Annotated in this window: 22 protein-coding genes and 1 pseudogene; 11 read left to right on the top strand and 12 right to left on the bottom strand. The window is 65.5% G+C overall.

The window, feature by feature from the left end; genetic code table 11:
* Positions 1-392: 392 nt before the first annotated feature.
* The 5 genes and pseudogenes from OCJ37_RS19440 to OCJ37_RS19420 all read left to right on the top strand — a co-directional run.
* Positions 393-4,853: an RHS repeat-associated core domain-containing protein gene (locus OCJ37_RS19440; RefSeq protein WP_263111326.1), complete on the top strand. Its 4,461-nt coding sequence runs from the start codon at positions 393-395 to the stop codon at positions 4,851-4,853.
* A gap of 9 nt (positions 4,854-4,862) precedes the next feature.
* Entirely contained in the window at positions 4,863-5,171 is a 309-nt protein-coding gene (locus OCJ37_RS19435) for a hypothetical protein (RefSeq protein WP_263111325.1), read from the top strand.
* A 136-nt stretch (positions 5,172-5,307) separates the two neighbouring features.
* On the top strand, positions 5,308-5,589 hold the full coding sequence (locus tag OCJ37_RS19430) for a hypothetical protein (protein ID WP_263111324.1): 282 nt from the start codon (positions 5,308-5,310) through the stop codon (positions 5,587-5,589).
* A gap of 223 nt (positions 5,590-5,812) precedes the next feature.
* On the top strand, positions 5,813-6,166 hold the full coding sequence (locus OCJ37_RS19425; RefSeq protein WP_317633199.1) for an RHS repeat-associated core domain-containing protein: 354 nt from the start codon (positions 5,813-5,815) through the stop codon (positions 6,164-6,166).
* Positions 6,167-7,285: 1,119 nt separating this feature from the next.
* Positions 7,286-8,155, top strand: a pseudogene (locus OCJ37_RS19420) (RHS repeat-associated core domain-containing protein); the annotation flags it as partial.
* A 638-nt stretch (positions 8,156-8,793) separates the two neighbouring features.
* Here the strand turns inward: OCJ37_RS19420 and OCJ37_RS19415 are convergent.
* The 4 genes from OCJ37_RS19415 to OCJ37_RS19400 form a co-directional block, all read right to left on the bottom strand.
* Positions 8,794-9,300, bottom strand: coding sequence for a DoxX family protein (locus OCJ37_RS19415; RefSeq protein WP_263111323.1), 507 nt, complete (start codon positions 9,298-9,300; stop codon positions 8,794-8,796).
* Between the two features lie 142 nt (positions 9,301-9,442).
* Positions 9,443-9,661 carry a tautomerase family protein gene (locus tag OCJ37_RS19410; protein WP_263111322.1) on the bottom strand — a complete coding sequence of 73 codons (219 nt, stop codon included), beginning with the start codon at positions 9,659-9,661 and terminating at the stop codon, positions 9,443-9,445.
* 119 nt (positions 9,662-9,780) lie between these two features.
* Positions 9,781-10,692, bottom strand: a complete 912-nt coding sequence (locus OCJ37_RS19405) for an SDR family oxidoreductase (protein ID WP_263111321.1) — start codon at positions 10,690-10,692, stop codon at positions 9,781-9,783.
* A gap of 35 nt (positions 10,693-10,727) precedes the next feature.
* Positions 10,728-11,468 (bottom strand): SDR family oxidoreductase, encoded by a 741-nt coding sequence (locus OCJ37_RS19400; RefSeq protein WP_263111320.1) that lies wholly within the window; start codon positions 11,466-11,468, stop codon positions 10,728-10,730.
* 120 nt (positions 11,469-11,588) lie between these two features.
* Between OCJ37_RS19400 and OCJ37_RS19395 the strand changes: the two genes are divergently transcribed.
* The 3 genes from OCJ37_RS19395 to OCJ37_RS19385 all read left to right on the top strand — a co-directional run bounded on the left by OCJ37_RS19395 (position 11,589) and on the right by OCJ37_RS19385 (position 14,170).
* Positions 11,589-12,506, top strand: coding sequence for a LysR family transcriptional regulator (locus OCJ37_RS19395; RefSeq protein ID WP_263111319.1), 918 nt, complete (start codon positions 11,589-11,591; stop codon positions 12,504-12,506).
* Positions 12,507-12,853: 347 nt separating this feature from the next.
* Positions 12,854-13,516, top strand: coding sequence for a CPBP family intramembrane glutamic endopeptidase (locus OCJ37_RS19390; RefSeq protein WP_263111318.1), 663 nt, complete (start codon positions 12,854-12,856; stop codon positions 13,514-13,516).
* Positions 13,517-13,600: 84 nt separating this feature from the next.
* Positions 13,601-14,170, top strand: coding sequence for a hypothetical protein (locus OCJ37_RS19385; RefSeq protein WP_263111317.1), 570 nt, complete (start codon positions 13,601-13,603; stop codon positions 14,168-14,170).
* A 59-nt stretch (positions 14,171-14,229) separates the two neighbouring features.
* Here OCJ37_RS19385 and OCJ37_RS19380 read toward each other — a convergent pair whose 3' ends face one another.
* Together OCJ37_RS19380 and OCJ37_RS19375 are read right to left on the bottom strand one after the other, a co-directional pair.
* Positions 14,230-15,195, bottom strand: a complete 966-nt coding sequence (locus tag OCJ37_RS19380; RefSeq protein ID WP_263111316.1) for a hypothetical protein — start codon at positions 15,193-15,195, stop codon at positions 14,230-14,232.
* A 545-nt stretch (positions 15,196-15,740) separates the two neighbouring features.
* Positions 15,741-17,831, bottom strand: coding sequence for a TonB-dependent siderophore receptor (locus OCJ37_RS19375; RefSeq protein WP_263111315.1), 2,091 nt, complete (start codon positions 17,829-17,831; stop codon positions 15,741-15,743).
* Between the two features lie 184 nt (positions 17,832-18,015).
* Here OCJ37_RS19375 and OCJ37_RS19370 point away from each other — a divergent pair, with 184 nt between their 5' ends.
* Entirely contained in the window at positions 18,016-18,411 is a 396-nt protein-coding gene (locus OCJ37_RS19370) for a DUF4124 domain-containing protein (RefSeq protein WP_263111314.1), read from the top strand.
* Positions 18,412-18,733: 322 nt separating this feature from the next.
* On the opposite strand, the gene OCJ37_RS19365 is transcribed toward OCJ37_RS19370, so the two are convergent.
* Positions 18,734-19,453: a ThuA domain-containing protein gene (locus tag OCJ37_RS19365; RefSeq protein WP_263111313.1), complete on the bottom strand. Its 720-nt coding sequence runs from the start codon at positions 19,451-19,453 to the stop codon at positions 18,734-18,736.
* Between the two features lie 205 nt (positions 19,454-19,658).
* Between OCJ37_RS19365 and OCJ37_RS19360 the strand changes: the two genes are divergently transcribed.
* A complete protein-coding gene (locus OCJ37_RS19360) occupies positions 19,659-20,390 on the top strand; it encodes a hypothetical protein (RefSeq protein WP_263111312.1) in 732 nt (243 codons plus the stop codon).
* A gap of 230 nt (positions 20,391-20,620) precedes the next feature.
* On the opposite strand, the gene OCJ37_RS19355 is transcribed toward OCJ37_RS19360, so the two are convergent.
* Positions 20,621-21,169, bottom strand: a complete 549-nt coding sequence (locus OCJ37_RS19355) for a hypothetical protein (protein ID WP_263111311.1) — start codon at positions 21,167-21,169, stop codon at positions 20,621-20,623.
* A gap of 203 nt (positions 21,170-21,372) precedes the next feature.
* Positions 21,373-22,206 carry a lysophospholipid acyltransferase family protein gene (locus tag OCJ37_RS19350; protein WP_263111310.1) on the bottom strand — a complete coding sequence of 278 codons (834 nt, stop codon included), beginning with the start codon at positions 22,204-22,206 and terminating at the stop codon, positions 21,373-21,375.
* A 390-nt stretch (positions 22,207-22,596) separates the two neighbouring features.
* Here OCJ37_RS19350 and OCJ37_RS19345 point away from each other — a divergent pair, with 390 nt between their 5' ends.
* Positions 22,597-24,744 (top strand): TonB-dependent siderophore receptor, encoded by a 2,148-nt coding sequence (locus OCJ37_RS19345; protein ID WP_263111309.1) that lies wholly within the window; start codon positions 22,597-22,599, stop codon positions 24,742-24,744.
* A gap of 111 nt (positions 24,745-24,855) precedes the next feature.
* On the opposite strand, the gene OCJ37_RS19340 is transcribed toward OCJ37_RS19345, so the two are convergent.
* The 3 genes from OCJ37_RS19340 to OCJ37_RS19330 all read right to left on the bottom strand — a co-directional run bounded on the left by OCJ37_RS19340 (position 24,856) and on the right by OCJ37_RS19330 (position 26,309).
* Complete coding sequence (locus OCJ37_RS19340; protein ID WP_263111308.1) at positions 24,856-25,212, bottom strand: DUF1428 domain-containing protein; 357 nt, start codon at positions 25,210-25,212, stop codon at positions 24,856-24,858.
* Positions 25,213-25,486: 274 nt separating this feature from the next.
* Positions 25,487-25,972, bottom strand: coding sequence for a hypothetical protein (locus OCJ37_RS19335; RefSeq protein WP_263111307.1), 486 nt, complete (start codon positions 25,970-25,972; stop codon positions 25,487-25,489).
* 136 nt (positions 25,973-26,108) lie between these two features.
* Positions 26,109-26,309, bottom strand: coding sequence for a hypothetical protein (locus OCJ37_RS19330; protein ID WP_263111306.1), 201 nt, complete (start codon positions 26,307-26,309; stop codon positions 26,109-26,111).
* Positions 26,310-26,334 lie beyond the last annotated feature (25 nt).

Below are 26,334 nucleotides of genomic sequence, written 5' to 3'. Positions count from 1 at the left end.
TCCGATTGCCCGCCGGAAGCAGGAGTTGCCCTGTGGCTTTATCGCCACGCGCCCATCGTTCGCGCGCGACACGAACGATGGACGCAGGCATCGACCCGAGTGATGGCAAGTTACGATTTGGCAGAAGCACCCCGCGCTCGATCGTCGAGTTTCCGGTCCCCGTGCCTCGATCGCCTATGGGCTTGGCAAGGTGGTGGACATGGCTAGAGGGGGCGGTGGCTGACGCGTGCCCCACAGCTTGTTGGCCGATGGCGAATCAAGCTACCTCCCACAAGAATGTTCTAGCCGTCTCAGAATTTGCAACAAAGGAGCGATACGATTTGTTGGTGCCGGGCAATTCCCGCGCACCGCGGTCACCACCTACAACTCTATCCAAGCTCAAGGATGACGCTGTGTCGAACCCCCACGTTCGTCTCTCCCGCCGTATCGGCGTGGCCTGCCTGTTGTTGCTCGCCGGGATGCTGGTTTCGCCGCTGAGCCAAGCGGCGCCGCAGCGGCAATACGGGCCTCCCTATTCGGCCAGCTCCCCGAGCGGATCAGCCGCCTTTCCGACGGTTGGTCAAGCGGTGCAGTTCATCCATGACGGAATTATGCGGCTGTGCGAAACCGGTTCAGGAGGTTGTGTCGACCCGCCTGTCATTACCGATTCCTACAGCGACGGTTTTACTGTTGCCTACGTTTATTCCAACGGGCGCGAGTGGGGGAGGGTGTTCGCGAACGACAACATCGCCGGCCAAGGCGCGCCAGCGAAGAACACCGGCAGCTGTAACACGATGTGCACCGGCGGCTTGGGTCAGAGGGGCGACAACACGGGTCCGCATGGCAGCAGCGGCGACGCAGCGCTGAAGCAGGGTGGCGTGCATCGGGGCAGTTCCTTCGAAGGCGACCCGATCAATACCGCCACCGGCAACATGTTCCGCCAGGACACCGATTACGACTCGCCGACCTGGCTGACCCTTCGCCGCTTCTACAACAGCAAGACCTTCGTCACCTCGGTCGCGCTGGGCAAGCAGTGGCGCCATTCGTTTGAGCGCACGCTGGACGTTATGTTGTCCGGCGTCACCAATGGCGGCAGCCGAGTCGAGGCCCGGCGTCCGGACGGCGGCGTTGAGCGGTTCCGCCTGAGCAACGGGGTGTGGACGACGGACCCGGACGTGCCCGACATCCTGACCGAGCGCCGGGATGGTGCCGGACTGCTGCTGGGCTTCGCACTGGAGGTCAGGGCCACGCAGCAGACGGAGATCTACGACACTGCTGGCCTGCTGCGCTCGGTTTTCGACCGCATGGGCCAGACGGTGCTGACCCTGGAGTACAGCGATCCGCCGACGGTGCCCGGCACCAAGACCCCACCCAACCTACTGCAGCGGGTGACCGACGCGGGTGGCCGCTCGCTGGGCTTCGCTTACGACAGCAATAGCCGCCTGAGCACGGTCACTTTGCCCGACGGCGGCACGCTGACCTATGGCTACGACACCACCGGCAACCTGACATCCGTTCAATATCCGGATGGCAAGACCCGCCAATACGTCTACAACGAGCAAACGCTCACCTCCAAGGCCAACCTGCCCACGGCACTGACCGGCGTCATCGACGAAAAGGGCGTTCGCTTCGAGAGCACCGGCTACGCCAGCAACGGCAAGGCGATCTCCTCAAGCTTCGCCGGCAACGTCGACGCCGTGACGGTCGAATACGCCGCATCGACCTCCAACTGGGGCATTCCAGCTACCATCACCTCGCCACTGGGGACGCGGGTCTACTTGGGCTACACCGACAGCGGCTATGGATCTCTGAAGCCGACCGGTGCCGGCGTCGCGTGCGGTGAACAATGCAACCAGCCATGGAAGTCGCTGACCTACGATGCCAATGGCTATCCGGCTTCGACGACCGACTTCAGGGGCACGGTCACCAAGACGACCTACGCGGCCGGCGGCCTGCTGACCCAGCAGATCGATGCCTCGGGCACCCCGCAGCAGCGCACGACCAACACCACATGGAATACCAGCCTGCGGGTGCCGCTGACCCGCACCGTGCTCGATGCCGCCGGCGCCACGGCGGCCAAGACGGCATGGGCCTACAACGCACGCGGCCAGCAGACGGCGCGCTGCGAGGTCGATCCGGCGGTCTCGGCCGCCATGACCTACAGCTGCGGGAGCGCGGCCAACGCGCCTACCGGCGTGCGCCAGTGGCTCACCAGCTACTGCGATACCGTCGATGGCACGCAGTGCCCGCAGATCGGCCTGGTGTTGAGCCAGGACGGTCCGCGCACCGACGTGGCCGACATCACCACCTACCGTTACTACCTCACTGCCGACGAATCCGGCTGCGCCAGCGTCGGCGGCGCCTGCCATCGCGCCGGGGATCTGTATCAGGTGGTCGACGCGCTGGGCCGGGCCACGACCTACGTGGCCTACGACCGCAACGGCCGTCCGACGCGCACCCAGGACGCCAATGGCCTGATCCGCGACCTCACCTACACGCCGCGCGGTTGGGCGGCCTCGAGCACGCTGCGCGCGAACGCCGACGGCACGCCGTCGGACCAGGATCAGGCTACGCTCATCGCCTACGATGAGGTGGGCAGCGTCAGCAAGGTCACCGACCCCGACGGCAGCTTCGTCACCTACGGCTACGACGCTGCGCACCGCCTGACCGACGTGACCGATGGCGCCGGCAATAGCATCCACTACACGTTGGACGCCTCCGGCAACCGGGCCAAAGAAGACACCAAGGACGCTTCGGGCGCGCTCAAGCACACACTGTCGCGGATCTACAACAAGCTCGGCCAGCTGGCCACCCAGGCCACGGCCGAGGCCGATCCCACCGATTTCACCTATGACAGCAACGGCAACGTCCAGCTGGTGACCGATGCCCTCAAGCGCAAAACGCAGAACGACTACGACCCGCTGAACCGGGTCAAGCAGGCCCTGCAGGACGTCGGCGGCATTGCAGCGAAGACCCAGTTCGAATACGACGCCCTGGACCGCACCACCAAGGTCACCGACCCCAAGGGCTTGGCAACGAGCTACCAGTACAACGGGTTTGGTGACGTGCTGAAGCTGACCAGCCCCGACACCGGTGTGACCAGCTACACCTACAACAGCGCCGGTAACATGGCCACCCAGACCGACGCGCGCGGCACCAAGACCAACTACGTCTACGACGTGCTCGGCCGTCTGGCCAAGGCGACCTACGCCGACAAGGCGCTGATCGCGACCTACACCTACGACGCGAACCAGACCGTTTGCGCGGCCGGCGAAACGTTCGCGCTGGGTCGCCTGAGCAAGCTGCAAGACGGCAGCGGCCTGACTCAGTATTGCTACGACCGCTTCGGGCGCGTGGTGCGCAAGGTGCAGACCACCAACGGCAAGGCCTTCGCCGTGCGCTATGCCTACACCAAGGGCGGGCGCCTGAGCCGGGTGACCTATCCGGACGGCGCGATGGTGGACTACGTGCGCAACGCGCTGGGCCAGGCGACGGAAGTCGGCGTCACCGCTGCCGGTGGCACGCGACAGAAACTGCTCGGCGGCACCACCTACTATCCGTTCGGCCCCAGTGCCGGCTGGTCCTACGGCAACGGCCGGCCGCTGCAGCGCGTGCTGGACCAGGACTACCGTCCGCTGGCGATCCAGGACAGCCGCAGCGACGGCCTCAACGTCGGCTTCGGCTTCGACCCGGTCGGCAACCTCACCGCGTTGACGGCGCCGGGCAACACCGCTCCGGTCGTGAGCTTGGGCTACGACAACCTGGACCGGTTGACCGCGTTCAAGGACGGCCCGACCGGCACCGTGATCGACGGTTACAGCTACGACGCCACCGGCAACCGACTCAGTGCGCAAGTCAACGGCAGCAGCCAGATCTACAGCTACCCCACCGACAGCCACCGCCTGGCGAGCGTGGCCGGCGCCGCGCGCAGCTACGATGCGGCGGGCAACACCACGGCCATCGATGGCACGGCGCGCGAGTTCGCCTACGACGCGACGGGGCGGCTGAGCCAGGCCAAGCGCGGCGGCACGCTGGCGATGGAGTATCGCTACAACGACCGGGGCGAGCAGGTGCGCCGCTTCCTGGGCACGACCAACACCTACACGGTCTACGATGAAGCTGGGCATTGGCTGGGCGACTACGACACCGACGGCAAGGCGCTCCAGCAGGCCATCTGGCTCGACGACTTGCCAGTCGGCGTGCTGGCCGGCACCGCCTTGAACTACGTGCAGCCGGACCACCTCGGCACGCCGCGGACGGTCATTGACCCGGTGCGCGACGTGGCGATCTGGAAGTGGGACATCAAGGGCGAGGCGTTCGGTAACTCGCCGCCGGACCAGGATGCAGATCGCGATGGCACGGCGTTCGTGTTCGGCATGCGCTTCCCGGGTCAGCGCTACGACGGTGCGACGGAGCTTAACCAGAACTATTTCCGGGACTACGATGCGGGCGGTGGGCGATATGCGCAGAGCGATCCGATTGGATTGGGCGGTGGTATTGCATCCTACGCATACGTTTCAAGCAGCCCGCTTTCTTCCTCTGATCCAAACGGACTTGCTCCGCTGGTGTTTCCGCGTTTCAGTCCGGTATTGCCGCGGCTGATACCTAGAACTGCCCCCCTTCCTGTTGACCCGGTAATGCCCGTTCCCGCGCAATCCTTGCCCTACAGTGAAAGCAAAGGACTTCCCCGCACGGACTCCTGCAAGCCAGCGGAAATGGATATTTGCAGGGCACGTTGCCCGACACGAGTGGAGGGTTGCTATGTCTCCATCGATTGGAAGATAAAGGCAATTCGCGGTGGTAATCCGATAAAGTCACCACAGCGGACAGTTAATTGCAACTGCGCTGATGAAGAATTTTTTGCCTGCCAATGAGGTGGCTGCATGAAAGTTGAGGAAATCTATTACAGGCTTACCTACCTCGATCCGGAGATGCGCTTCCCGGTGATAAGGGCTTACGTTTGCCTGGGGGTTAATCTTTCTGATGATGATGTGGATAGGGACATTTGGTACTTTCAGGATGTATTTAGCTATTACGAATCTGGTTCAGCCCTGACGGCAACAGAGCCGGGCACTCCTGTGGAATGTCTTACGACGGAAGAGTTGAAGGGTGACATGTTGGATGCCGATCGACTCCACGCCTTGATGGCAGAGATCCGGGCCAAGCGCGAAGGTTTTAATAAGAGTAGGTAGGCGGCTATTTTAAAATATGAAAATACTTGGACCTGACGGTGGGCTGGTTTGTGGTCCAGCTGACGATTCAGGTTCAGATTGCAGTTGGACTGCTCCAGGTGCTTGACCAGAGAGAAAGCCCGCGCCTGAATTCGGGGTGAGATATTCTTCTCAAAAAATACTGTCGCGTGACGAAGCCGACGCCATCAATACGCTGAACGGACGGGTTAGTTTTTTTATTTGTGGAGCGGTTGGAGTCATGACCGCCCGTGTTGGTCTTTGGGGAGGATTCGCTGTTGGGCTTGTTTGCGGTGAAGCTCTGTCTCAAGCTAAAGATCCGGTGCATGCCGGCGATGTTCTTCATACTAAGGTGGATATTTGTCCGGACGCTACAGGAAATAACGATAAAACCAGCGGCTGGGTCGAGTATCGAAAATAAAGGACGCTATAGCTATGTCCCGCAAATGGCGCATTGATTCTTTTCTTGTGCTGATTGGCATGTATGGAGCTTATTACTTCAATATATTTGGCAGTTTTATCAGGGTGGCGCTGTATTTTTGCATCTGTATGGCGGTATATTTTTCTGTGAAATTTATTTGGGTTTTGATGATAAGGAGGGGGCATAAATGACGATATTTTATAAATAGCTAGAGGGCCCGCCGGTGGGCGCGCTACAGCACTACGTTGGCACGCCGCGGACGGTCATCGACCCGGTGCGCGACGTGGCGATCTGGAAGTGCGACATCAAGGGCGAGGCGTTCGGCAACTCGCCGCCGGACCAGGACGCGGATCGCGATGGCACGGCGTTCGTGTTCGGCATGCGCTTCCCGGGTCAGCGCTACGACAGCGCGACGGAGCTCAACCAGAACTACTTCCGGGACTATGACACGAGCACTGGGCGGTATTCGCAAAGCGATCTAATCGGGCTGAGTGGGGCAGCAGCACGTACGCCTACGTTGATGGTGGGCCGATGGCCTTTATCGATCCATTGGGGTTGTCGAAAGTGTACCTGGTAGGCCCTCAAAATAAGGATGATGCGACTATCTATAAAGGGGCCGTGGCGGACGTGGATATGGTTGGATACTGCGTTGTATACGCCCATGGCGCTTGGACCCACCTATCTGATACTCGAGCTGGAACCGCAAATAAAGTTCGATATTTTGCCAATGATTCCCGTTCGATGTCTCGATTTAATGATCTTCTCAGGCAGTCCGGATATAAGGACTATGAGCCGGTTATCCTTAAGGCGTGCAATACTGGCGCTGATCCTGAAGTTCCTGGTATGGTCAATGTTATGACTGGCCTATCCAAAGTCAGGGGGACTGAGGTTGATGCTCCGACAAGATCTGTTTGGTATACCCCTAAGGGCCCGATGGCTACGCCGTATGGGCATAAGGGTGATATTCACGGACCTAGAGATGTGAGCAATCCAGGCGAATACAGGAGTTCCAAGCCGTGATGCGCAGAATTGTGATTTTTGGATGCTTAGTATTTTTGGCTTCTTGCGGCAAGGGAGATCAGAATGCGGGCGCGGTCCCTGTGTCAGGAGAAGAAAGCTGTCGAACCTTTGATGTCGCCTCCAGTCGGACAAAGGCTGAGGGTGGAGAGCTCTCGGCAATAAGAGGGATGCGAGATTACTACTTGGATTGCGTCCTGCATAACAACGGCCCAGAGGCATTGCGCTGGGGTAAGTTGGCTGCTGAGAAGGGCGATGACCGAGATAGGGAAACCTACCAGAGCCTCAAGATGACATTTGTTTCAAAGAAGTAACTATTTGGGCGTTAGGCAATGCCTCGCTATGAGTACTCGTGCGGCGTTTTTTCTGACGCCGCAACGGCGTTCAACTGATCGTATGTCCAACCCTTATGTCGACTCTCTCAAAGTGCGTGTTTCTAGGTTCTAAACTGCCGGGGTTACAAGTGGCCTCCAAAAAAACCGAATTCCAGAAGGCGGCAGGGAAGCTTATTTCTACGGAATGCCGGGGCCAGAGTAGACTTTATATTGGTATAGAGCCTGCATTTCTGTCTACAAATGCTCGTTGACGCCTGCTTGGCAAAGAACAAAATTAAATCGTAGCGTTAAATCATGCAGCCGGGCTTGGCAACCCGATCACTCATGCGCACCAGCGCCAATCCGACGAAGCCGGGCACTGGCTGGGCGACTAGGACACCACCGGCAAGGCGCTCCAGCAGGCGATCTGGTTGGACGAGCTGCCCGTGGGCGCGCTGTCTGGCACCGCCTTGAACTACGTGCAGCCGGACCATCTCGGCACACCACGCACGGTCATCGACTCGGTGCGCGACGTGGCGATCTGGAAGTGGGACATCAAGGGCGAGGCGTTTGGCAACTCGCCGCCGGACCAGGATGCAGATCGCGATGGCACGGCGTTGGTGTTCGGCATGCGCTTCCCGGGGCAGTGCTACGACGGTGCGACGGAGCTTAAACAGAACTATTTCCGGGATTATGATGCTGCTGGTCGCTACACGCAGAGTGATCCGACAGGACCCGGTGGTGGCACGAGTACCTATGGATACGGCGCAGGAACGCCGCTAGCTGCCGTGGACAGGTTTGGGCTGGTTGTAAAAGTCGTCGAAAACGATCCTGCTGTAGCAAGGCTGCTGATGAACGCCTATGCCGAACTAAATGCAGGCTCTAAAGTTGCAAGGCTCATGAATGGTGAGTTGGAACGATCATCGAATGTGTACGAAATTAGAGCCTCAAAAGATGGTCGTAACCTTTATTGCCCACTAGCCGCGGGTTCATTGCCGTCTTGCCAAGGCCACGAGAGAGCAGTGTTCATCGATCCCTGTCACATGCCGCAAGTTAAAACCACTGCAGGCCTACAGACTGTCCTCTTGCCAATAGCAATTGCACATGAATTGGGCCACGCATGGCTCGGCTATCAAGATAATCCAGGGCCAGGTGATTCGGTGGGAGATAATGTTAGGATGATTGAAAATCCGATAAGGCTAGAAATGAAGCTGCCGCTCAGGATAGAATATTGACGAGTGCCGGAGATCGCGATGAAGAAGTTAAATGCATTGATTGCCTTAGTGTTGTTATTGGTATTTTGCCAATGGGCCGACTCTCGAGAGATTAGTTCGAAAGAGCCTTCATCTTCTAGCGGGTATGTCTGTTTTACTGGCTTTGAAGTTCAGTTTCTTGTCGGAAAGACGGAGAAAACTATAAGCAGCCCCGAGTACTGCCGATACTCGATAGAAAAGACTGAGTTCATTAAGATGCTTGTCTCCAGGCCTAGTTCTGAATTTTATCTATCTTCTCACGTGAGAGCAAAGGTATACTTCTCTGAGCGGGACGTTTATTTTGTGGACAACAATGGCATTGTGAGGTCGGGAGATAAGAATTTCTTCATAGATAAAGAGCGATTTTCTAGGGCGCTTAAACCCCAGATGACGCTTTGAATTTCACGTTGTTTACAAGGCGCAAAAGAGGAAAAAGTACCTTGTTGTCGTGCTCATGCGTCTTCCCGCCGTCTTCGATGATGGTCACTTACCGCTCCCGTGAGCAAGGAACGCGCCAGCGCATGTGCGGCATGACTCCAGTGGCGGTGCTGGTGGGGGCAGCCCGCTGCCGAGGAGCGCGGCTTTGCACGCTGGATATTTGGGACGGCCCGCTCCCTGCGTCACGACGAGCGAGCGGCGGCGGCCACTTTGCTGTGCGGGCCTAGCCGCGTATCCAGCGCATAGCGCCCACCGCCGCGCGCGGCGATGTACAGCGCAAGAAAACCCATCAGGACCGGAAACTCGATGCCGCGGTCCAGCCAGGGCCAGGTCGGCCCCAGTGCATAGCTGATCGCGGCCATCTGCAGGACGATCAGCAGCGCGACCAGCCGGGTGCCGAGCCCGATCGCCAGCATCAACGCGCCGCCCGTCTCCAGCAGCATGACCAGGAACGCCAGTTGCGGCGCGAAGGGCAGGCCCATCACGTTCTGGATGAGGTGGATCGATCCGGCCATCGGGTCCTGCATCGAGCCATGCGGAATGCGCAGCGCCTTCGGCAGGCCGTGGGTGAACAGCACTGTGGCGAAGGCGATGCGCAACAGGGCGTAGAGCGCGGGTTCGAGGCGCGCGACGCGTGCGCCCGCGGCGGACCAGGCGGTGCGCAGCGGCGATGTGGTCTGGACGGTCATCGGAACTCCTTGGAAGGATGCGCGAGCGCTGGCGTGGCGGCCTTGCGTCGCCGCCGCTCGCAAAGGCGCTAGCGTGGTTCTGCACAGCGAAGGCAGCGGCGGCAGCGCGTTGCTGCCACCGCCTCTCCGCCATCCGAAGGCGTTACTTGCCTTTCGGCGGCAAGCCCATCTTCTCGAGCGTCAGCGTCTCGTCGGCGCGGCCCCAGCCGCCGTCCGCGACTTCTTCGACGAGGACCATGCTGAAAGGACGCACCTCCTCGCCGAAGTACTCGACGAACATCGCCGTGGTGCGGTGGATGATCTCTTCCTTGCGGGCGTGGTCCAGGATTCCTTCCGGGAACTTGTAGTTGGCGAATGGCATGGGAGTGCTCCGTTGGTGGTGCAACAGGGTGGGAAAAGCGAGTGGGGCAGGGAGGGCAGGTTTTCGGCAATGACGCCGTGATGGTTCGCCAGGGCAGACCCCTGGCGCTGGATCAGGAATCAGCTGCCGGCCGACGCCGGTGTGGATGGCGCCAGCAAATCGCCCAGCGCGATGCGGCGCAGGAATTCGACGCGGATACGGTCGGCCACCGCCGCGACCACTGCGCAGCCGTCGTCGGAAGGATCGACATGTACGCGGAACGGGCGACGGCCGTAGGGCGCATTGACCACGTCGACGACTGCGCGCGCGACGCTGGCGGGGTCGGCGTCGGGCGGTTCGCATGCGGCGAGGTTCGTCAGCGCGGTGTCGGCCAGGCCGCGGGTGGCGCCTTCGTCGTACGCGCGTTGGCGCGCCGCGTCCGCGGGCGTGCCGGCGTGGGCGAAGTGGTTGGTGCCCTGGGTGAACGCGCCCGGCACGACGATGGAACTCTCGATGCCCCAGCGCGCCAGCTCCGCGGCGTAGCTGACCGCCAGCGCATCCATCGCCGCCTTGGCCGCGAAGTACGGCGCCAGGAACGGCGGCGTGCCGCCGCGGTGGCTGCTGCTGCCGATCCACAGCAGCAGGCCCTTGCCCTGCTGGCGCAACTGCGGCAGCGCGGCGCGGTTGACCCGCTGCGTGCCGAGCACGTTGACGTCGTAGAGCTCGGCGTACTGCTCGGGCGTGAACGCCTCGGCGGCGCCGAACACCATGTGCCCGGCGTTGTGCAGCAGCACGTCGATGCGCCCCTGCTCGGCGACGATGCGCGCGACGGCCGCGTCGGCGGAGGCTTGCGACTGCACGTCCAGCTCGATCGTGTGCAGCTGCACGCCGTGCTCGGTCGCGTAGGCCTGCGCACGTTCGACCTGCGGCGCGTTGCGGCCGCCGGTGTCGCGCATGCTGGCATAGACGACGTGGCCGGCATCGGCCAGCGCGCGGGCGCTCATCGCGCCGAAGCCGCTGGAGGCGCCGGTCACCAGGATCACTTGGCTCATGGGGGAAATTCCTCGATAAAGGGCGAATGCAGGGTTCAGGCGAAGCCGCCGTTCGCGCGCAGCACCTGGGCGTTGACCCAGCCGCCGTCGGGGCCGGCCAGGAACGCCACCACGGCGGCGATGTCGTCGGGCGTGCCCAGCCGTTCCAGCGGCGCCAGCTTCGCGCTCTGCTCGATCTGCTCGGGGCTCTTGCCGTTGAGGAACAGTTCGGTGCCGACCGGCCCGGGCGCGACGGCGTTGACCGTGATGCCCTTGCCCCGCAACTCGTTGGCGAGCACGCGCACCAGCCCTTCGACGCCGGCCTTGGAGGCGATGTAGGGGCCGTAGCCCGGGAACGCCTTGGCGATGACGCTGGTCGACAGGGCGATGATGCGGCCGCCCTCGCCGAGCTGCGCCGCGGCCTGGCCCAGTACCAGGAAGGTGCCGCGCAGGTTGGTGGCAATCACCCGGTCGAAGTCGGCCAGGTTGTCCGCGGCGATCCGCGCCATGGGCATGACGCCGGCGCTGTTGACCACCACGTCGATGCGGCCGAACGCCTCGCGCGCGGCGTCGAACAGCGCGGCGACGTCGTCGGGGTTGCCGACGTCGCCCTGGACGGCGATGGCCGTGCCGCCGGCCGCCGCGATGGCGGCCACGGTGTCCTGCGCCTTGGCGGCGTTGCCGGCGTAGTTGACGACCACCGCGAAGCCGTCGGCGGCCAGGCGCCGGGCGATGGCCTGGCCGATGCCGCGGGAGGCGCCGGTGACGATGGCGGTCTTGGATGCGTTGGTGTGCATGGCGTGCTCCGGAAGAGGGAGGGCGGGCTGCCCGTGGACCGCCATTCTTCTGGTTCGCGCCATTGGGATAAATCCTGGTAAATTGCCATCACAATTCAATCACAAGCAACAATAGGGCCAATGGACCGCCTCGACTCGCTGCACCTGTTCACCCGCATCGTGGAGCTGGGCAGCTTCAGCCAGGCCGCGGCGGCGTTGGACGTCCCCCGCGCCACCGCCACCTACGCGATCAAGGCGCTGGAAGCCCGGCTCGGCACCCGCCTGCTCGACCGCACCACGCGCAACGTGCGCCCGACCCTGGACGGTCAGGCGTTCTACGCGCGCTGCGTGCATGTGCTCAGCGAGCTGGACGACGCCGAGGCCTCGTTGCGCCAGGTCGCGTCCAATCCCCGCGGCGTCCTGCGCGTGGACATGCACGGCACGCACGCGACGCGGATCGTGTTGCCGCGCATCGACGCATTCCGGGCGCGCTATCCCGGCATCGAGCTGGTCGTCAGCAGCGGCGACCGGCTGGTCGACCTGGTCCGCGAAGGCGTGGATTGCGTCATCCGCGCGGGCACCCCGCGCGACTCCTCGCTGGTGGCGCGGCGGCTGGCGATCATGCCGCAGGTGGTCTGCGCCAGCCCGGACTATCTGGCCCGCTTCGGCACGCCCCGCCATCCCGACGACCTTGCCGCGCATCAGGTGGTGAAGTTCTTTTCCAGCGGCGGCGCCACCGACAACACCCTGGACCTGCGTGTCGGCGGCCACGTCCGCGCGTTCGCGCTCGACGGCTGGATGTCGGTCAACGATGCCGAGAACAACGTCATCTGCGCGCTGCGCGGCTGCGGCCTGATCCAGCTGCCGCGCTTCCATGTCGAAGATGAGTTGCGGGACGGACGCCTGGTCGAAGTGCTGGCCGACTGGCCGAGTCCGGACTACCCTCTGTCCGCGATGTACCCGCAGCACCGCCAGCTGTCGCCGCGGGTGCGGGTGTTCGTCGATTGGCTGAGTACGCTGTACGCAGAGAAGTTCGGACGTCCGGGGGATGGAGCATGAAAAGGCGTCGGGCGGCGCCCAGGCTGAGGGCGATGCCATGCTGTCGCATGGTGCATGGCTTGGATTGCGGCGCCTGTTGAGGTCGTGGTCGCATGCGGTGCGCGGCAAGCGCTGCATGCGGACAGCGCGGTACCCGCTGGGCGACAACGCCGGCACGGCGCGGTGAAATTTCTTAGACTTTGAAGGAAGGGAACGAACTGCAATGGGCCTGGATGCGATCGACCCCGGTGAACCGCCTTTCCGGTCACCCGCAGCAGGTCCACTGCCTGAAGTCGCGCAAGTCTGTGGCACGGCCTTGCACGGCTGATAGCGCTTCCCTGCAGATCAGGGTCTGACAAAGGGCATCGATGCAAGGACGCGAAACGTCATCTGCCGGTTGGGGCGAGTTGCTGGTCGTCGTGGCGATCGCGTTCGGGCTGCCCATCTACTGGAGTTTTTCGGCCGCGCTGACGGCCGACGTCGATGCGTCTTTTACGGAAGCCAGCCTGTGGTCGATGGTCTTCTACGAGCTGCTGGTCATGGCGGTGCTTGGTCCGGCGCTCCGGTTGCGTGGATGGAACGCGCAGGCATTGGGCCTGCGCTGGCAGAGGCGGGACATCTGGCCCGCACTGGGCCTGGTGCTCGCGTGCCTCGCGGCGTGCTATCCCGTGAACTTGCTCGGCGCATTCATGGCCGAGGGTGTGAATCCCTCCAGGGACGCCATGGTCGCCGGCAACCTGTCGCTGGCCGCGGTCGTGGCGATCTCCTTGATCAATCCGGTTTTCGAGGAAGTGTTCGTCTGCGCCTACGTGATACGCGTGCTGGAGCGAAGGCATGGCCGGTCGTTCGCAGTGAACGTCAGTGTGGCGATCCGGGCCTCGTATCACCTGTACCAGGGCCCCATCGGCGCCATTGCATTGGTCGTGGTGGGGCTGATCCTCGGCTGGTGGTTCGCACGCACGGGCCGGCTGTGGCCGGCCATCATCGCCCACGGCCTGATGGATCTGCTCGCGTTGATGGTTTATGCATAGCGCGTGGACCACAGGACTGCTTCGTCAGCCGGGCCACTGCGCAGGTGTGGTATCGATTGCCGCGCCGCGCTAGGGAGACTGTAGATGAGAACGCTGATCGGGATGCTGGCTGCAGCGCTTGCGCTGTCGGGTGCCGCCCTTGCGCAATCTTCCGATGACGATGCGGCGGCGTCCTATGCCAAAAGCGTGGGAATCTCGCAGGACGAAGCCGCCAGGAGGCTGTATGTGCAGGAGCATACCCAGGCCGAGGTGTCCCGCATTGCCGATCGCTACAAAAGCAGACTGGCGGGCGCGTACTGGGAGGATGTGCCAACGCTGCACTTCGTGATAAGGCTCAAGGGTTCGGCGCCAGTGACGCCCGTACCGAACGTGGCCACTGCAAGGGGAGAACTTCCCATCGTGATAAAGATGGGAGCACCCGCTACCATCGTTGAGCTTTGGGAAAAGATCAAACGGCATCGCGCCGATCTGTACGAAACGGTTCCGGGACTGCAAGGAATCTTTGTCGATGAGCGCACAGGGGATATCGTGCTCGATGTGTATAGCGAAACGCTCGATCACCGCGATTACGCCAGCCGGATGCCTACCCTGACGCGCAAGCTGGGCGCGCCGGTCAGGATCAAGTTCTTGCCCGGACCCTTGCGTATGGAATGACGTTGCCTGTCGAGCAATCGGACGCGGCGTGTTTTGGTGCGCGTTCCGCCTGCAAGGAGTCACCTCTTGGCTTGGCCATGAAGCGCCACGGCGGCGGCCCGCAACGCGGCGAGGCCTTTTGCGTTCGGCCACCCTTCGAAGGAGCTGAGGACCTGGCCATCGCGGACCAGATAGAACGTCGGCGTATCCAGGCTGGTTAATGCCTCCCAGTCCGAGCGCAGATACATCGGATGCATTTGGAGACGGGGATGCGCCGCGTTCCATGCGAGCAGACCGCTTGTCGGAAGGGACGCGTCCGGCGGCACGACCAGCAGCATGTCGTCGCGCAGCCATTGCAATTCCGGCCGCTGTTCGATTTCCGACAGGGCGCGCACCGAGTAGGCGCAGGTCGGGTGGACCACGGCGACCACATGCATACGATGGCTGGCCGGCTGCCATGTCTCCACCCGGGCATGTTCGGCGTCCTTCAACGACAGCATGCGCCAGCCCGGCGCGGTCGCGTCCCGGGAAACCTCCAGCTGCGGCAATATTGGCGTGCTCGACCCGGTCGTCTGCGCGCGCAATGCATTGGCCTCGGCAAAACGCGAGACGGTCGTCAGCGCGCCTGCATAGGTGCGCGCGTGCCAGTCGGTCGCGATTCCGCTCGCGACCAGCGCGCGATACAGGCAGCCGAGCGTGTCGACGTCCTTCGTCTCGAGAGAGTAGAGCTCGGCGAACGCTGCCGCCCTGAAAAGGTCGTCGGCGCTGAAGCCGCTCGCCATTGCCGGTGTGCAAGGTTGCGTGTCCGCCGTCAGCTGCCGGTAGCGCCGCACGACCGCTGTCCCACGCGCCTGCGCGCTCGCGTCGCGCAACTGCACGTTCAAGCTGGCCAGGCGTTCATAGAGCGTATCGGCAGCTACGCCCTCAGGAGCAGCCGTCGCAGGGGATGTGAAAAGTGCTGCCATCCAGAGGATGGCAGCACCAGCGAACGTCGTAAATCGCATCAGCAGTTGCTCGTGCAGATGGAGCCGACCTTGCGTGAGCATGTGCCGCGATTAGGAAGAGTGTATGTGTTGTGGTCATCCAGCGGTCGCAGGCACGACGTGTTGCCGAGTTGCGCGTGTAGGTCTTCGGCAGCGCTGCCTCTACGCTGGGCTGCCTGCGCTCGTGCGGAATTGCGCAGAAGAATTCCAGGCTTGGTCACTGCGCTGGCAATGATCGGTTGCAGCCTCATATAAAAATCCTTCTCTACTTGAGTGATCTACATGAGCAGATAGAGCATGCGTTGGCTTGGCGGCGGGCCAGAACATGGTGTCGCCGACAAAAAATTACTCCTGCGTCGGCTGGGAAACAACCGAACGAACTCGCGTGTAAAAATCGCGCCGTAGATGCTGGCCCGCCACTCCACGACGAGAGCGGCATGTCGAAGGGATCGCCCGACGGTGGCTATCGCTGCCCATCCGGGTTCAGCCCGCGTCGTTTCCCTGGAACGCAAGACGGTGGCCGGCGATGCCGACGACCAACGGCGCGCCTGCAATCGTCAGCCCGACATCGCGATACAGCCCGATGAACAACTGGCGCACGCCGCGGCCTAATAGCGGTAGGACACCGTGATGCTGGCCGTGCGCGGGATGTCCGGCCAGACCTCGAAGGTGCTGAAGGCGTGGGTGTAGCCGCGCTTGTCGGCCACGTTGTCGATGCGCATGCCCATCGTGAGCTGGCGGCTGATCTCGTAGTCCATCGACAGGTCCGTGCGCCAGTACGACGGCAGTTCGAAGCTGCCTTCCACGTCGCCGGTGCGGGTGCCGATGTAGGTGGAGGACGCGCCGAGGCGCAGGCCGCTCAGGGCGCCCTCGCTGAAGCGGTACTCGCTCTGCAGTACGAAGCTGTGCCTGGGCACGTTGCGGATGGGCGCACCCACCAGGTCGGTGTTGGTGTCCTCCACCGTCCTGGCGCGGGTGTAGGCGTAGCCGGTCTGCACGGTCCAGCCGTGCATGCCCAACCGCGCGGAAAGGTCGACGCCTTCCGAGCGCTGCTTGCCGATGGCGGCGAGCGAGCTGGGATTGTCGCGATCGGAGACCGCCACGTGTTCGCGCTCGAGCCGGAACAGCGCGCCCGTCGCCACCAGCCGCCCGTTCCAGAACGAGGACTTCGCGCCCACTTCGTACTGCACGCCGGTTTCCGGCTCCAGCGGCGTGCCGCTCGCGGTGAGGCCGGACACGGGCAGGAACGAGGCGGTGCGATTGGCGAACAGGGCGAGATGCTCGTGCGGGGTGTAGAGCAGTCCCAACTGGCTGGTCCAGGCGTCCTGCTTCTGCCTGAAGTTGCCGTTGCCCGTTCGGCCCGACCATGAGGTGGTGTCCTGCCGATACGTGGACCAGCGCGCGCCGACCACGGCGCGCAGCCGTTCGGTCAGGCCGATGCGGTCCTGCGCGAACAGGCCCAGGGTGCGGATGGCTTCCTCGCTGGTGCTGCTGCGCGCCGGCAGCGGGACCACCTCGGGCCTGCGCGCGAGCTGGTAGACCGGCGCGTACAGGTCGAGGCTGTCGGCCAGCCCAGTGGTGCTCGCGCTGTGGCGCTTGAAGCGCGTGTAGTCGCCGCCGGCCACGACCTCGTGGGTGATCGCACCGGTGCTGGCCTGCCAGGCGAGGTCGTTGTGGGCCGACCATGCTTCGCCGGCGCTCCGTCCATCCAGCACCGCGCGGGTCAGCGTGCGTTGCGGCTCGTCCCAGCCGAGGACGCCGAAGATGTTCTCTTCGTCGACCTCTTCCCGCGTCCACGAGACCGCGGCGCGGTAACGGACGCTGTCGCTGAACCGATGCTCCAGGCGCGCGCTGACGTCGGTGTTGCTGCGCACGGACGGATCGAAGGTGGGATCGACCAGGCTGAGCGAACGCGGCAGCCGGCCGTTCGGGTTCGCCAGCACGGTGCCTTCGGCCGGCACGCCGTTGAAGAAGCCTTCGATGCGGTTGCGGGTGTGGAAGGCCTCCAGCGTCAACGTGGTGCGCTCGCTCAGGTCGATGGCCAGCGTGGGTGCGATGAACTGATGCTGGCGGTTCCAGAAGTCGACGAACGACTTGCTGTCGTCGGCGGCGCCGGTGAGGCGGAAGCGCACGGCGCCGTCGGCCGAGAGCGGGCCGGTGAGGTCCAGGGTGCCGCGCCAATCGTCGAAACGGCCGTACTTCACGGTGGCCTCGGCGCCCCAGATGCTCTCCGGCTGCTTGGTGACGATGTTGACCACGGCGCCCGGCTGCAACTGCCCGTACAGCACCGAGGCCGGTCCCTTGAGCACTTCGATGCGTTCGATGCCGACCGCATCGCGCGCCTGGCGCAGGGCGTTGGCGGTCATGCCGTTGACGGTCTGGTTCGCCGCGAACCCGCGGATCAGGTAGGTGTCGCCGAACGCGTCGAGGGTGGAGCCGTCGCGCGAGGCGCCCGGCACGAACCGCAGCGCATCGCCCACGGTCTCGCTGCCGGTGGCTTCGATCATGGCGCGGTCGATCACGTCCACGGTCTGCGGAATTTGCAGCGTGGTCTCGCTGGTCACGCGGCCGTAGACGGAGATCTGGTCCAGCGTGACCGGATCGCCGCCCGCGTCCTGCGCGGTCGCCGAATGGCCTGCCAGGCCCAACGCGCAGCCGATGGCCAGGGACAGGGAGCGGGGACGGGAACGCAAGGGCATGGCCAATCCGGAATGAGAGTTAATCTCATATGGTAGCTGAATAGGGCGGCCATGCAGCTTGGTAGCCGCTTGCCGGCCACGCAGGAATCCTTGCGAGGAGACCGGGGCGTTCGCTCTGCAAGCACGCGCTGCCCGCATGAGCCGGTCGTGTAAGCTCGCGTTTTTCCCTGGGGGGAGGGGCGCCATGCTCAGAAGTCTTGCGGCACTGTTGTGCGTGCTGGCGCTGCCGGCGTCGGCCCAGTCGGCCCAGTCGGCCTACAAATGCAAGGATCCCAAGCTCGGTACGGTGTACCAGTCGGCGCCCTGCGCGAACGGCACCGAACAGAAGCGCTGGGAGACCGCGGCGCCCGCTCCGGCTGCCGGCAGTCAAAGTCCGCAACGGTCATCGGAACCGTCTGCCGGCAGCGGCCAGGAACCCAGCTTCGGCGCGAGCCTGATCAGCTCGGTGCGCCAGCCGGGTCCGGAAGCCTGCACGCGCGCCAGGCACGTGCGCGACAGCGCCCGCGCCGATCCGGCCATGAAAGACGATCGCGACTTCATGCAGGCGGTCGAGAAAGCTGTGACCCAGGCCTGCAGGTGATCGACGGCGCCGCGCCACGCCTGCGACGGTGCGCGCCGCGGGCCTGGATCGGAAGCAAACGTCATGCGCGGCTGCAATCCACCTCATGGGCACAGCGTCGGCATGCACGGCCGGCGATCCCGCCGAAGCGTCATGGGCGAATCGCGAGCGGGTGTCCCAACGTGCCCCGCACGCCAAGCCGTTGCGGGCCGATGCGAGAAGTCGTGGCCGCTAGGGCGATGCCGTCCGCCGTGCGTGGAATGCGGCCGAAGCCTTGAAGCGCGCGGCCGATGCGGTCACCAACCGCGGTATCGATGTGGCCTGGTGGCGCAGGCCGCGCCGATCAACACGGCGCTGCCTGGCCGGCCGCATAGCGCAGGCCCTGCCGCAGCTGCGCCAGGAAATTCGGGTCGGCGTACACCGCCGCGTCGTGGCCCAGGCCGGTGTACCAGGCGCGGCCGCCGTCGAAGGGGTGGCACCAGGCGATGGGGTGGTCCGCGCCCATGGTGCCGCCCTCGTACAAGCGTTCGTCCACGGTGGCGACGACCTGCACCTGGGCGCGCGGATTGCTGCGGTAGTTGTAGATCTCGTCGCGGATCGGCCACGGGGTGCCGACGGGGCGGCCGTCGCGTTCGGGTTGCACGCGAGTGGATTGCAGGCCGGGCGGGTGGCCCTGGAACCAGGCGCCGACCAGGCGTCCGTACCACGGCCAGGTGTAGCCGGTGTCGGCCGCCGAGTGCACGCCGACGAAGCCGCCGCCGTTGCGCACGAAGCCTTCGAAGGCGCGCTGCTGGGCCGGGTCGAGGACCTCGCCGGTGGTGCTGGCGAACACCACCACGCGATAGCGGGCCAGGTTGGCGTCGGTGAAGTCGCTCGCGTCCTCGCTGTGGTCGGCAACCAGGCCCTCGTCGCTCGCCAGCTGGCGCAGCGTCGCCACCGCGGTGGGGATCGACTCGTGGCGGAAGCCGGCGGTCTTGCTGAAGATCAGCATGCGCTCCGGCGCCGGGGCGGCCGCGGCGATGCCGGCGAGCATGGTGGCGAGCGGTAGCGCGAGGGGATGCATGGGGTGATTCTGCCCTGGATGCGGTGCCGGCGATAGCGGTGCGCGCGTCCTGCGCCCGCAACGTGCATCACGTGGCATTCGGGTTGGCCCGAGCGCCGCGGCAGTCCAGGCAGTGCCAAAGCGCGCACGCGAAAATTCCCTGGTCCTGGCCCGCGGCGCGCCAGATGACGGACAATCCTTCTTCCTTCCCGCATTTGGAATCGCGATGTCAGGACGATGGACATGGACGGTGCTGTTGTGTGCCGCGGCGTTCGCTGCCGCAGCGGCCGCGCCGGCGCCGGTCGAGTACGGCACCAAGGATGGCTGGGGCAGCCTGCAGATCACCGAGCAGGGCGGCGTGCGCCGGTTCGAGATCGAGGCGGTGGGCGCCAATGGCCATACCTGCGGGCTGTCGGGGACGCTGCGGGGCGAGATCGCCGAGGCCACCGACGGCAGCGACACGCCGTGCCGCGTGTCGTTCAAGCGCACGGCCGGCGGCTTCGCGGTGAAGCCGCTGACCGAGGAGAGCTGCCGCGACTACTGCGGCGCGCGCGCCGGCTTCGACGGCGAATACCTGGCGCTGCCGGCGGGCTGCACCGCCGCGGCGAGCACGCGGCGGCGCGCGGCGTACCTGGCCGACTATCGCGGCAAGCGCTATGCGGCCGCGCTGGCGGGAATGGACGCGTTCGGCAAGGAATGCGGCACGTACTTCCACTGGCTGGAGCGCGACCGCTTCGCCAACGATCGCGCGATCACCCTGCTGCGCCTGGGCCGCCCGAAGGAATGCCTGGCCGCGCTCGACGGCACCATCGCCGGCACCAGCCGCGACGAGGAGTCGCTGCAGCAGGAACTGGACAAGAACGGCACCATGCTGCCGCCGACCGATTGGGACAGCTATCTGCCGATCGCCAAGTCCACCTGGTTCAACCGCAAGCTGTGCGAGGCGGCGAAACCGTAGCGGGGGCCGCCCTCGGCAGGCGTCCGCACGTTCCTGCGGAAGCGCCTTCCGGGCTGCCCTGGGCCATCGGCCGCGACGACCGAGCCAGTCCGCCCGCACCTGTAGGAGCGGCTTCAGCCGCGACAGAAACCTCGGGTGACCAGAGTGGTGCAGCCCCCTGCAATGTCCCCCGGCCCTATTGAAAGGCAATAGCCACAACCCCGAGGCTCCTCACTCTCGCACCCACGCCATCAGCCGCCAACGCGCGGGATCTCCAGCGGCGTGCGTGCGCGGTCCACTGCCAGGATCGCGGCATCCTCGGGATCGCGCAGCAGATGCACGCGGGTGCCGGCGATGCAGAATTGCGGCAACAGCGCTTCGTCGATCAAGGTGCGCACGGTTGCCGAAGACGCGCCGCCCGCCGCGTCGAACACTTCAAGCACGAGTTCCACCGCATGCACGGTCTGGCCCTGGCTGCCGCCGCGCGACAGGCCGTGCTCGGAACGCTTGAGCGAACGGATCTCGGCCTCGGCCGGGATGCCGCTGTGCATCAGGCGCTGCCAGGTCCTGGCTTCGGCGGAGTAGATGCGGTTCTCGCGGGTGGCGACGATCACCACCGACACGCCCGTCACCAGCACGGCGCTCATCACCACGGCGAACACGCTCCACAGCAGGACTTCGATGGCGAGCTTCCTTCGCGGCGTCGGCTGCCGGCGCTGGAAGCAGGCTAGGAAGTCCCGATGTCGTCTGCGTGACACGAACCGGGTACGGCAAGCCGGACGCCGCGTCCACCACGCCAAGCACGTGCCTCCGATTCGCTTCTGTACTGGCGCCGCCGGCGTCGCGAAAAAATCGCCAGTGCATCGCACGCGGCTTGCGCGCGATGCGGAAGCAAGCCGCAATCGCCACGCACGCCAGCGATGCGGCGCGGCTTCGTACGTCGATCGCACCCGCAGCCGCCGACGCACGCGCCGCCCTGCAACGCGGAGGGTTCGCCGCGCTTTCAGCCTGGCGACATGTCGGGCGCCCGGCCGGCCACCAGTGCCGAGGCCACGATCGCATGCACCTGCTTCGCCAGCGCCTTGCGGTCCGCGCCGTGGCCGACGGCGATCGGCGCGTGGAAGGTCACCCGCACCACGGCGCCGGACAGGCGCAGGAAGCGCGCGACGTGGGCGCCGGCCCGCATCGCGCCGTAGAACGCGTAGGCGTCGCGGTCGCCGCCGTGCGCCAGGGGGCGGCCATCGACCGACAGCACGTCCAGCGTGAACGGTTGCAGCGTCCACGGCCGGCCGTTGGCGTCGCCGCCCAGGAACAGCGAGAACAGGCTCGACTTGAACGGGGCGACGCGTTCGCCGGAGGAGGTGGTGCCTTCGGCGAACAGCACCACGTCGTGGTCGGGACGGATCTGCGCGGCGACGGCCGCGGCCACGTTGGCCGCGTCGATCCGGCGGCGGCTGACGAACACGGTCTGCGCCAGCGCGCCGAGATGCCGCATCCCCGGCCAGCGTTCCATGTCGTTCTTGGCGATGAAGCGCGCGTGCAGCAGGCTGCCCAGCACCACGATGTCGAAATGCGAGACGTGGTTGCCGACGAACAGCGTGCCGCCGCCGCGTCGCGGCGCGCCCACCGTCTCCACGCGGAGGCCCAGCAGCGCGCGCAGGCAGGCGAACCACAGCCGCGGCAGCACGAAGGCGCCGCGCCCGCGGGTGAAGCGCATGCACAGCCACTGCAGCGGGATCAGCGCCGCGCTGGCCAGCAGGAAGGCGGCGAGCTTGGCGAGCAGGCGAATGGAGGCGAGGAGGGGGCGGGACGCGGTCCGCGGGTGGGCGACGTGCATGGCGTGGAAGGGGCGCGGGCGCCGCTGGATGCAGCGCGCAGTTTACCGCGCCGCCGCGGCACCGATGCGCGCAACGGCGCTGAGCCCCTCTCCCGCCGCGAGAGGCGTAGGGGGTGAGGGTACGGGAGAAGCTTCGTGCGATTCAGGCGCATGAGTTCCGCGCGCACCCGCATCCGGCGCTTCGCGCCACAGTGCCGTGGTCCCGATGGGAGAAGGGACGAAGCATGCTGGCGCAGGCATGCAGGCCGGTGCGGGCGCTGTAAGAGGCGGCACACGCTGCGCTAAACTGGCGGCCTTGACGACGCGCAAGCAGTGGTTCCCCGCCAGCCCCAGTCGTGAGAGTCCGCACAGGCCGCCTGCCTGTGGCTCACTTCATCCAGGGGTTTTGCCATGTCCGTTTTCCATCTCCGCGCCGCCGCACTGCGTTTGAGCGTGCTGTCCGTCGGCTTGTCCATCGCGGTGTCGGCCGCGGCGCAGCCGGACGCCGCCGATCCGACCACGCTGGACGCGATCAACGTCAAGGGCGAACGCGCACGCTCCTACACGGTCGAACAGACCGCGGCGGCCACACGCCTGTCGCTGACGCCGCAGCAGACGCCGCAATCGGTCAGCATCGTCACCGCGCAGCGGATCGAGGACCAGCACCTGACCTCGGTGCGCGAGGTGCTCGACAACGTCACCGGGGTGTCGTCCAACGCCTACGACACCGAGCGCGTGCTGTTCTATGCGCGCGGCTTCCCCGTGGAGAACATGGCCTACGACGGCGTGCCGGTCGCGCCTGGGCTGAATTCCGGGTCCGCCGACGCCAGCCTGGACACTGCGATCTACGAGCGCATCGAAGTGCTGCGCGGGGCCAGCGGCCTGCTCACCGGCGCCGGCAGCCCGTCGGCGACGATCAACTTCGTGCGCAAGCGCGCCGACAGCCGCACGCTGCAGGCCGACGCGTCGCTGAGCGCGGGATCGTGGGACACCTGGCGCGGCAGCGCCGACGTCGCCGCGCCGCTGACCGCCGACGGCAGCGTGCGCGGCCGCCTGGTCGGCGCCTACGAGCAGGGCGATTCCTACCTGGACAGCTACAGCAAGAAGAAGACCGTGCTGTACGGCGTGGTCGACGCCGACCTGGGCGATGCCACCACGCTGAGCGTGGGCTACGACTACCAGAAAAACCGGCCCAAGGGCGTCACCTGGGGCAGCTACCCGGTGTTCTACGACGACGGCAGTTTCCTGGAGTGGCCGCGCGGTTTCAGCAGCGCCGCGGACTGGACCTATTGGGACACCACCACCGCTACCGCCTTCGCCGATCTCAGGCACGCGTTCGGCAACGGCTGGCTGCTGCGGGCCATGGCCAGCCATCGCAAGACCGACGGCGACATGGCGCTGTTCTACGTCTACGGGTTCCCGAACCGCGCCACCGGGCAGACCGTGGAGCCGTCCGCCTACCGCAGCCGCGACCGCGGCCGCCAGGACATGCTCGACGTGTACGCGTCCGGGCCGTTCCAGGCCTGGGGCCGCGAACACGAACTGGTGCTGGGCCTGAGCGAATCGCGCTACACCAGGGCCTCGTGGGTGAACGCCACCGAGGCGCTGGCGCCGGTCGGCGATTTCCTGCAGTGGAATGGCGATTATCCGTATCCGCAGTTCGCCGCCGACGCCGACAAGGTCACCGCGATCCGCACCGACCAGCAGGGCGCCTACGCCGCCGCGCGCCTGTCGCTGGCCGAGCCGTTGACGCTGATCGCCGGCGCCCGCTACAGCCGCTGGAAGAACGACACCGACGACCTCTACAGCGGCGTGTTCCGCCACGACCATCGCAAGACCGTGCCCTACGCCGGGCTGGTCTACGCGATCACCCCGGTGTATTCGGCGTTCGTCAGCTATACCGAGATCTTCGACCCGCAGGACAACCGCCGCCGCGACGGCAGCTTCCTCGATCCGGTGCTGGGCAGCAGCCGCGAGATCGGGATCAAGGGCCGCCATTTCGGCGGCCGGCTCAACACCGCGCTGGTGCTGTTCGACACCCGCCAGGACAACGTGGCCGAGGCCGACGTCGGCCAGACCCTGCCCGACGGCCTGACCCAGGCCTACGTCGCGGTGGACGGCACGCGCTCGCGCGGCTTCGAACTGGAAGCGTCGGGCGAGCTGAGCGAGGACTGGAGCGCGTCGCTGGGCTGGTCGCATTTCGAGCTGGAGGGCCCGGACGGCGCCGACCTGCGCACCGCGCTGCCGCGCACGCTGGTGCGCCTGTTCACCACCTACCGGCTGCCCGGCGCATGGCAGCGGCTCACCGTGGGCGGCGGCGCCAATTGGCAGTCCGCCAGCCATGCCGCGGTGGACGGCCCCAGCGGCCCGCAGCACGTGGACCAGGCCTCGGTGACGCTGCTCAGTGCGATGGCGCGCTACGCCATCAACGCGCAGGCCTCGCTGCAGTTCAACGCGAACAACCTGCTGGACCGCAAGTATTTCGTGCTGGACGAATACAGCAACCTGTACTACGCCGCCGGGCGCAATGCGACGCTGAGCTTCAGCTACCGGTTCTGAGCGCGCCGCCGCGCTGCGTCGCCGTCGCCGTCGCCGCGGCATGCGGCGGCACGCGCAGGCCACATGCCGCGGTGGCCGCGCAGCGATGGCCGCGCGTCGGCCGCCTGCGCGCTATCTGTTCAATTCCAGCACCGGAACGAAGCCGCCGTAGATCATGCGCTTGCCGTCGAACGGCATCGGATTGACGGCAGGATCCGCGCGCGGGTCCTCCATCATCTTCTGCATGCCGGCGTCGCGGGTGGCCTTGTCCGGCCACTCGATCCACGAGAACACCACCGTCTCGTCGTCCTTGGCCTCCACCGCGCGGTAGAAATCGGTCTGCTGGCCGTGCGGCACGTCGTCGGCCCAGCATTCGAGCACGCGCAGCGCGCCGTGCTCGATGAACACCGAGTCGATGCGCGCGTGTTCGAGGAACTTCTGCTTGTTGGCGGTGGGCACGGCCAACACGAAACCATCGACATACGACATGGGAACCTCCGAAGTCCGGCGCACCGGGATGGGCGCCTTGCTGGATACGACGTACGAGCGTGTTCGGAATCGACAAGCGGTTGCAGCGGGGAAAGTGCGGCCGCTGGGCGATCTCCCGGCGTGAAGCGGTGCGATCCGGGCGCAAGGCCGCCTGCCCGCGCGGTGCTCTGGCGCCGATCGAAGCGCCGTGGCGGTTTCCGGCCAACAGGCCATTGTGGCTGCGGCGCCCTGGAAAGCGCCGGCCGCCCGAACCGATCGCACGCGCTAGCGGACGTCAGCCCGCGCCGGCACCGTCCGGACACGCGGCGCTCAACGTCAGCGAATAGGACTGCAGGCTCCAGCGGTGCTGCGGACTGTCGTCCACGCCGTACTTCCATGACTGCAGATACCCCTGTGCGCACGACGCGATGGCGATGCTGTCGCCGGGCGTCCCGGTCGCGGGCAAGGGCACGGGCCGCGGCACCGTACGGGTGGCGGCCGGCTTGCCGGCGCTGTAGTCCAGGCTCACCGCGCTAAGCTGGTCGGGATCGCCCAGTCGCTTGCCGTTGATCGTCTCGGGATGCTGCAGCAGCCACTCGCGGATCTGGCGCCATTCCGGCGTGCCCGCCGCATGGACGGTCCTGGTCACGATCCGCAACGCGTCCTGTTGCGCACTGGCGCTGCCGGCCAGGGCGGCCAGCGCCAGCACGGCCATGTGCGGCAGCCGCATGGACCGCGGGCGCAGGCCCACCCGAGGATCGGTGCCGTCGCTCGATTGCATCTGCCTGCTCCTTGCCGTTGGCGGTCGGGCGAAAATACCACCGGGGCGGGCCGACGGCATCTGGCGGGCCGGCCGCGGCCGCGCCCCTTGCGTGGTCCGCGCTTTGTGCGGCCACGCGGCGCGGCCGTCCCTGGCGTCATTTCTTGGCGGTGGCGAGGGAGGCTTGCAGCGCAGTGGCCAGTGCGGCGTCGCCGCTGACCAGCTCGCTCCAGCGCAGTTCCAGGCCCTTGCGGCGGCCTTTTTCGGTGAGTTTCAGGCCTTCCGGGTCGATGGTCAGCGTATAGGGCGTGCCGTCGATCTCCAGTTCCCGGCGCAACGGTTTGTCCAGTGGGGTCATGCCGCGCTCCCGATTTTCACGATGC

This window comes from Xanthomonas sp. AM6 (genome assembly GCF_025665335.1).
Classification (GTDB): Bacteria; Pseudomonadota; Gammaproteobacteria; order Xanthomonadales; family Xanthomonadaceae; genus Xanthomonas_A.
Note: the sequence above shows the minus strand (reverse complement) of the source record. Positions and strands in the feature narration are given on the sequence as shown.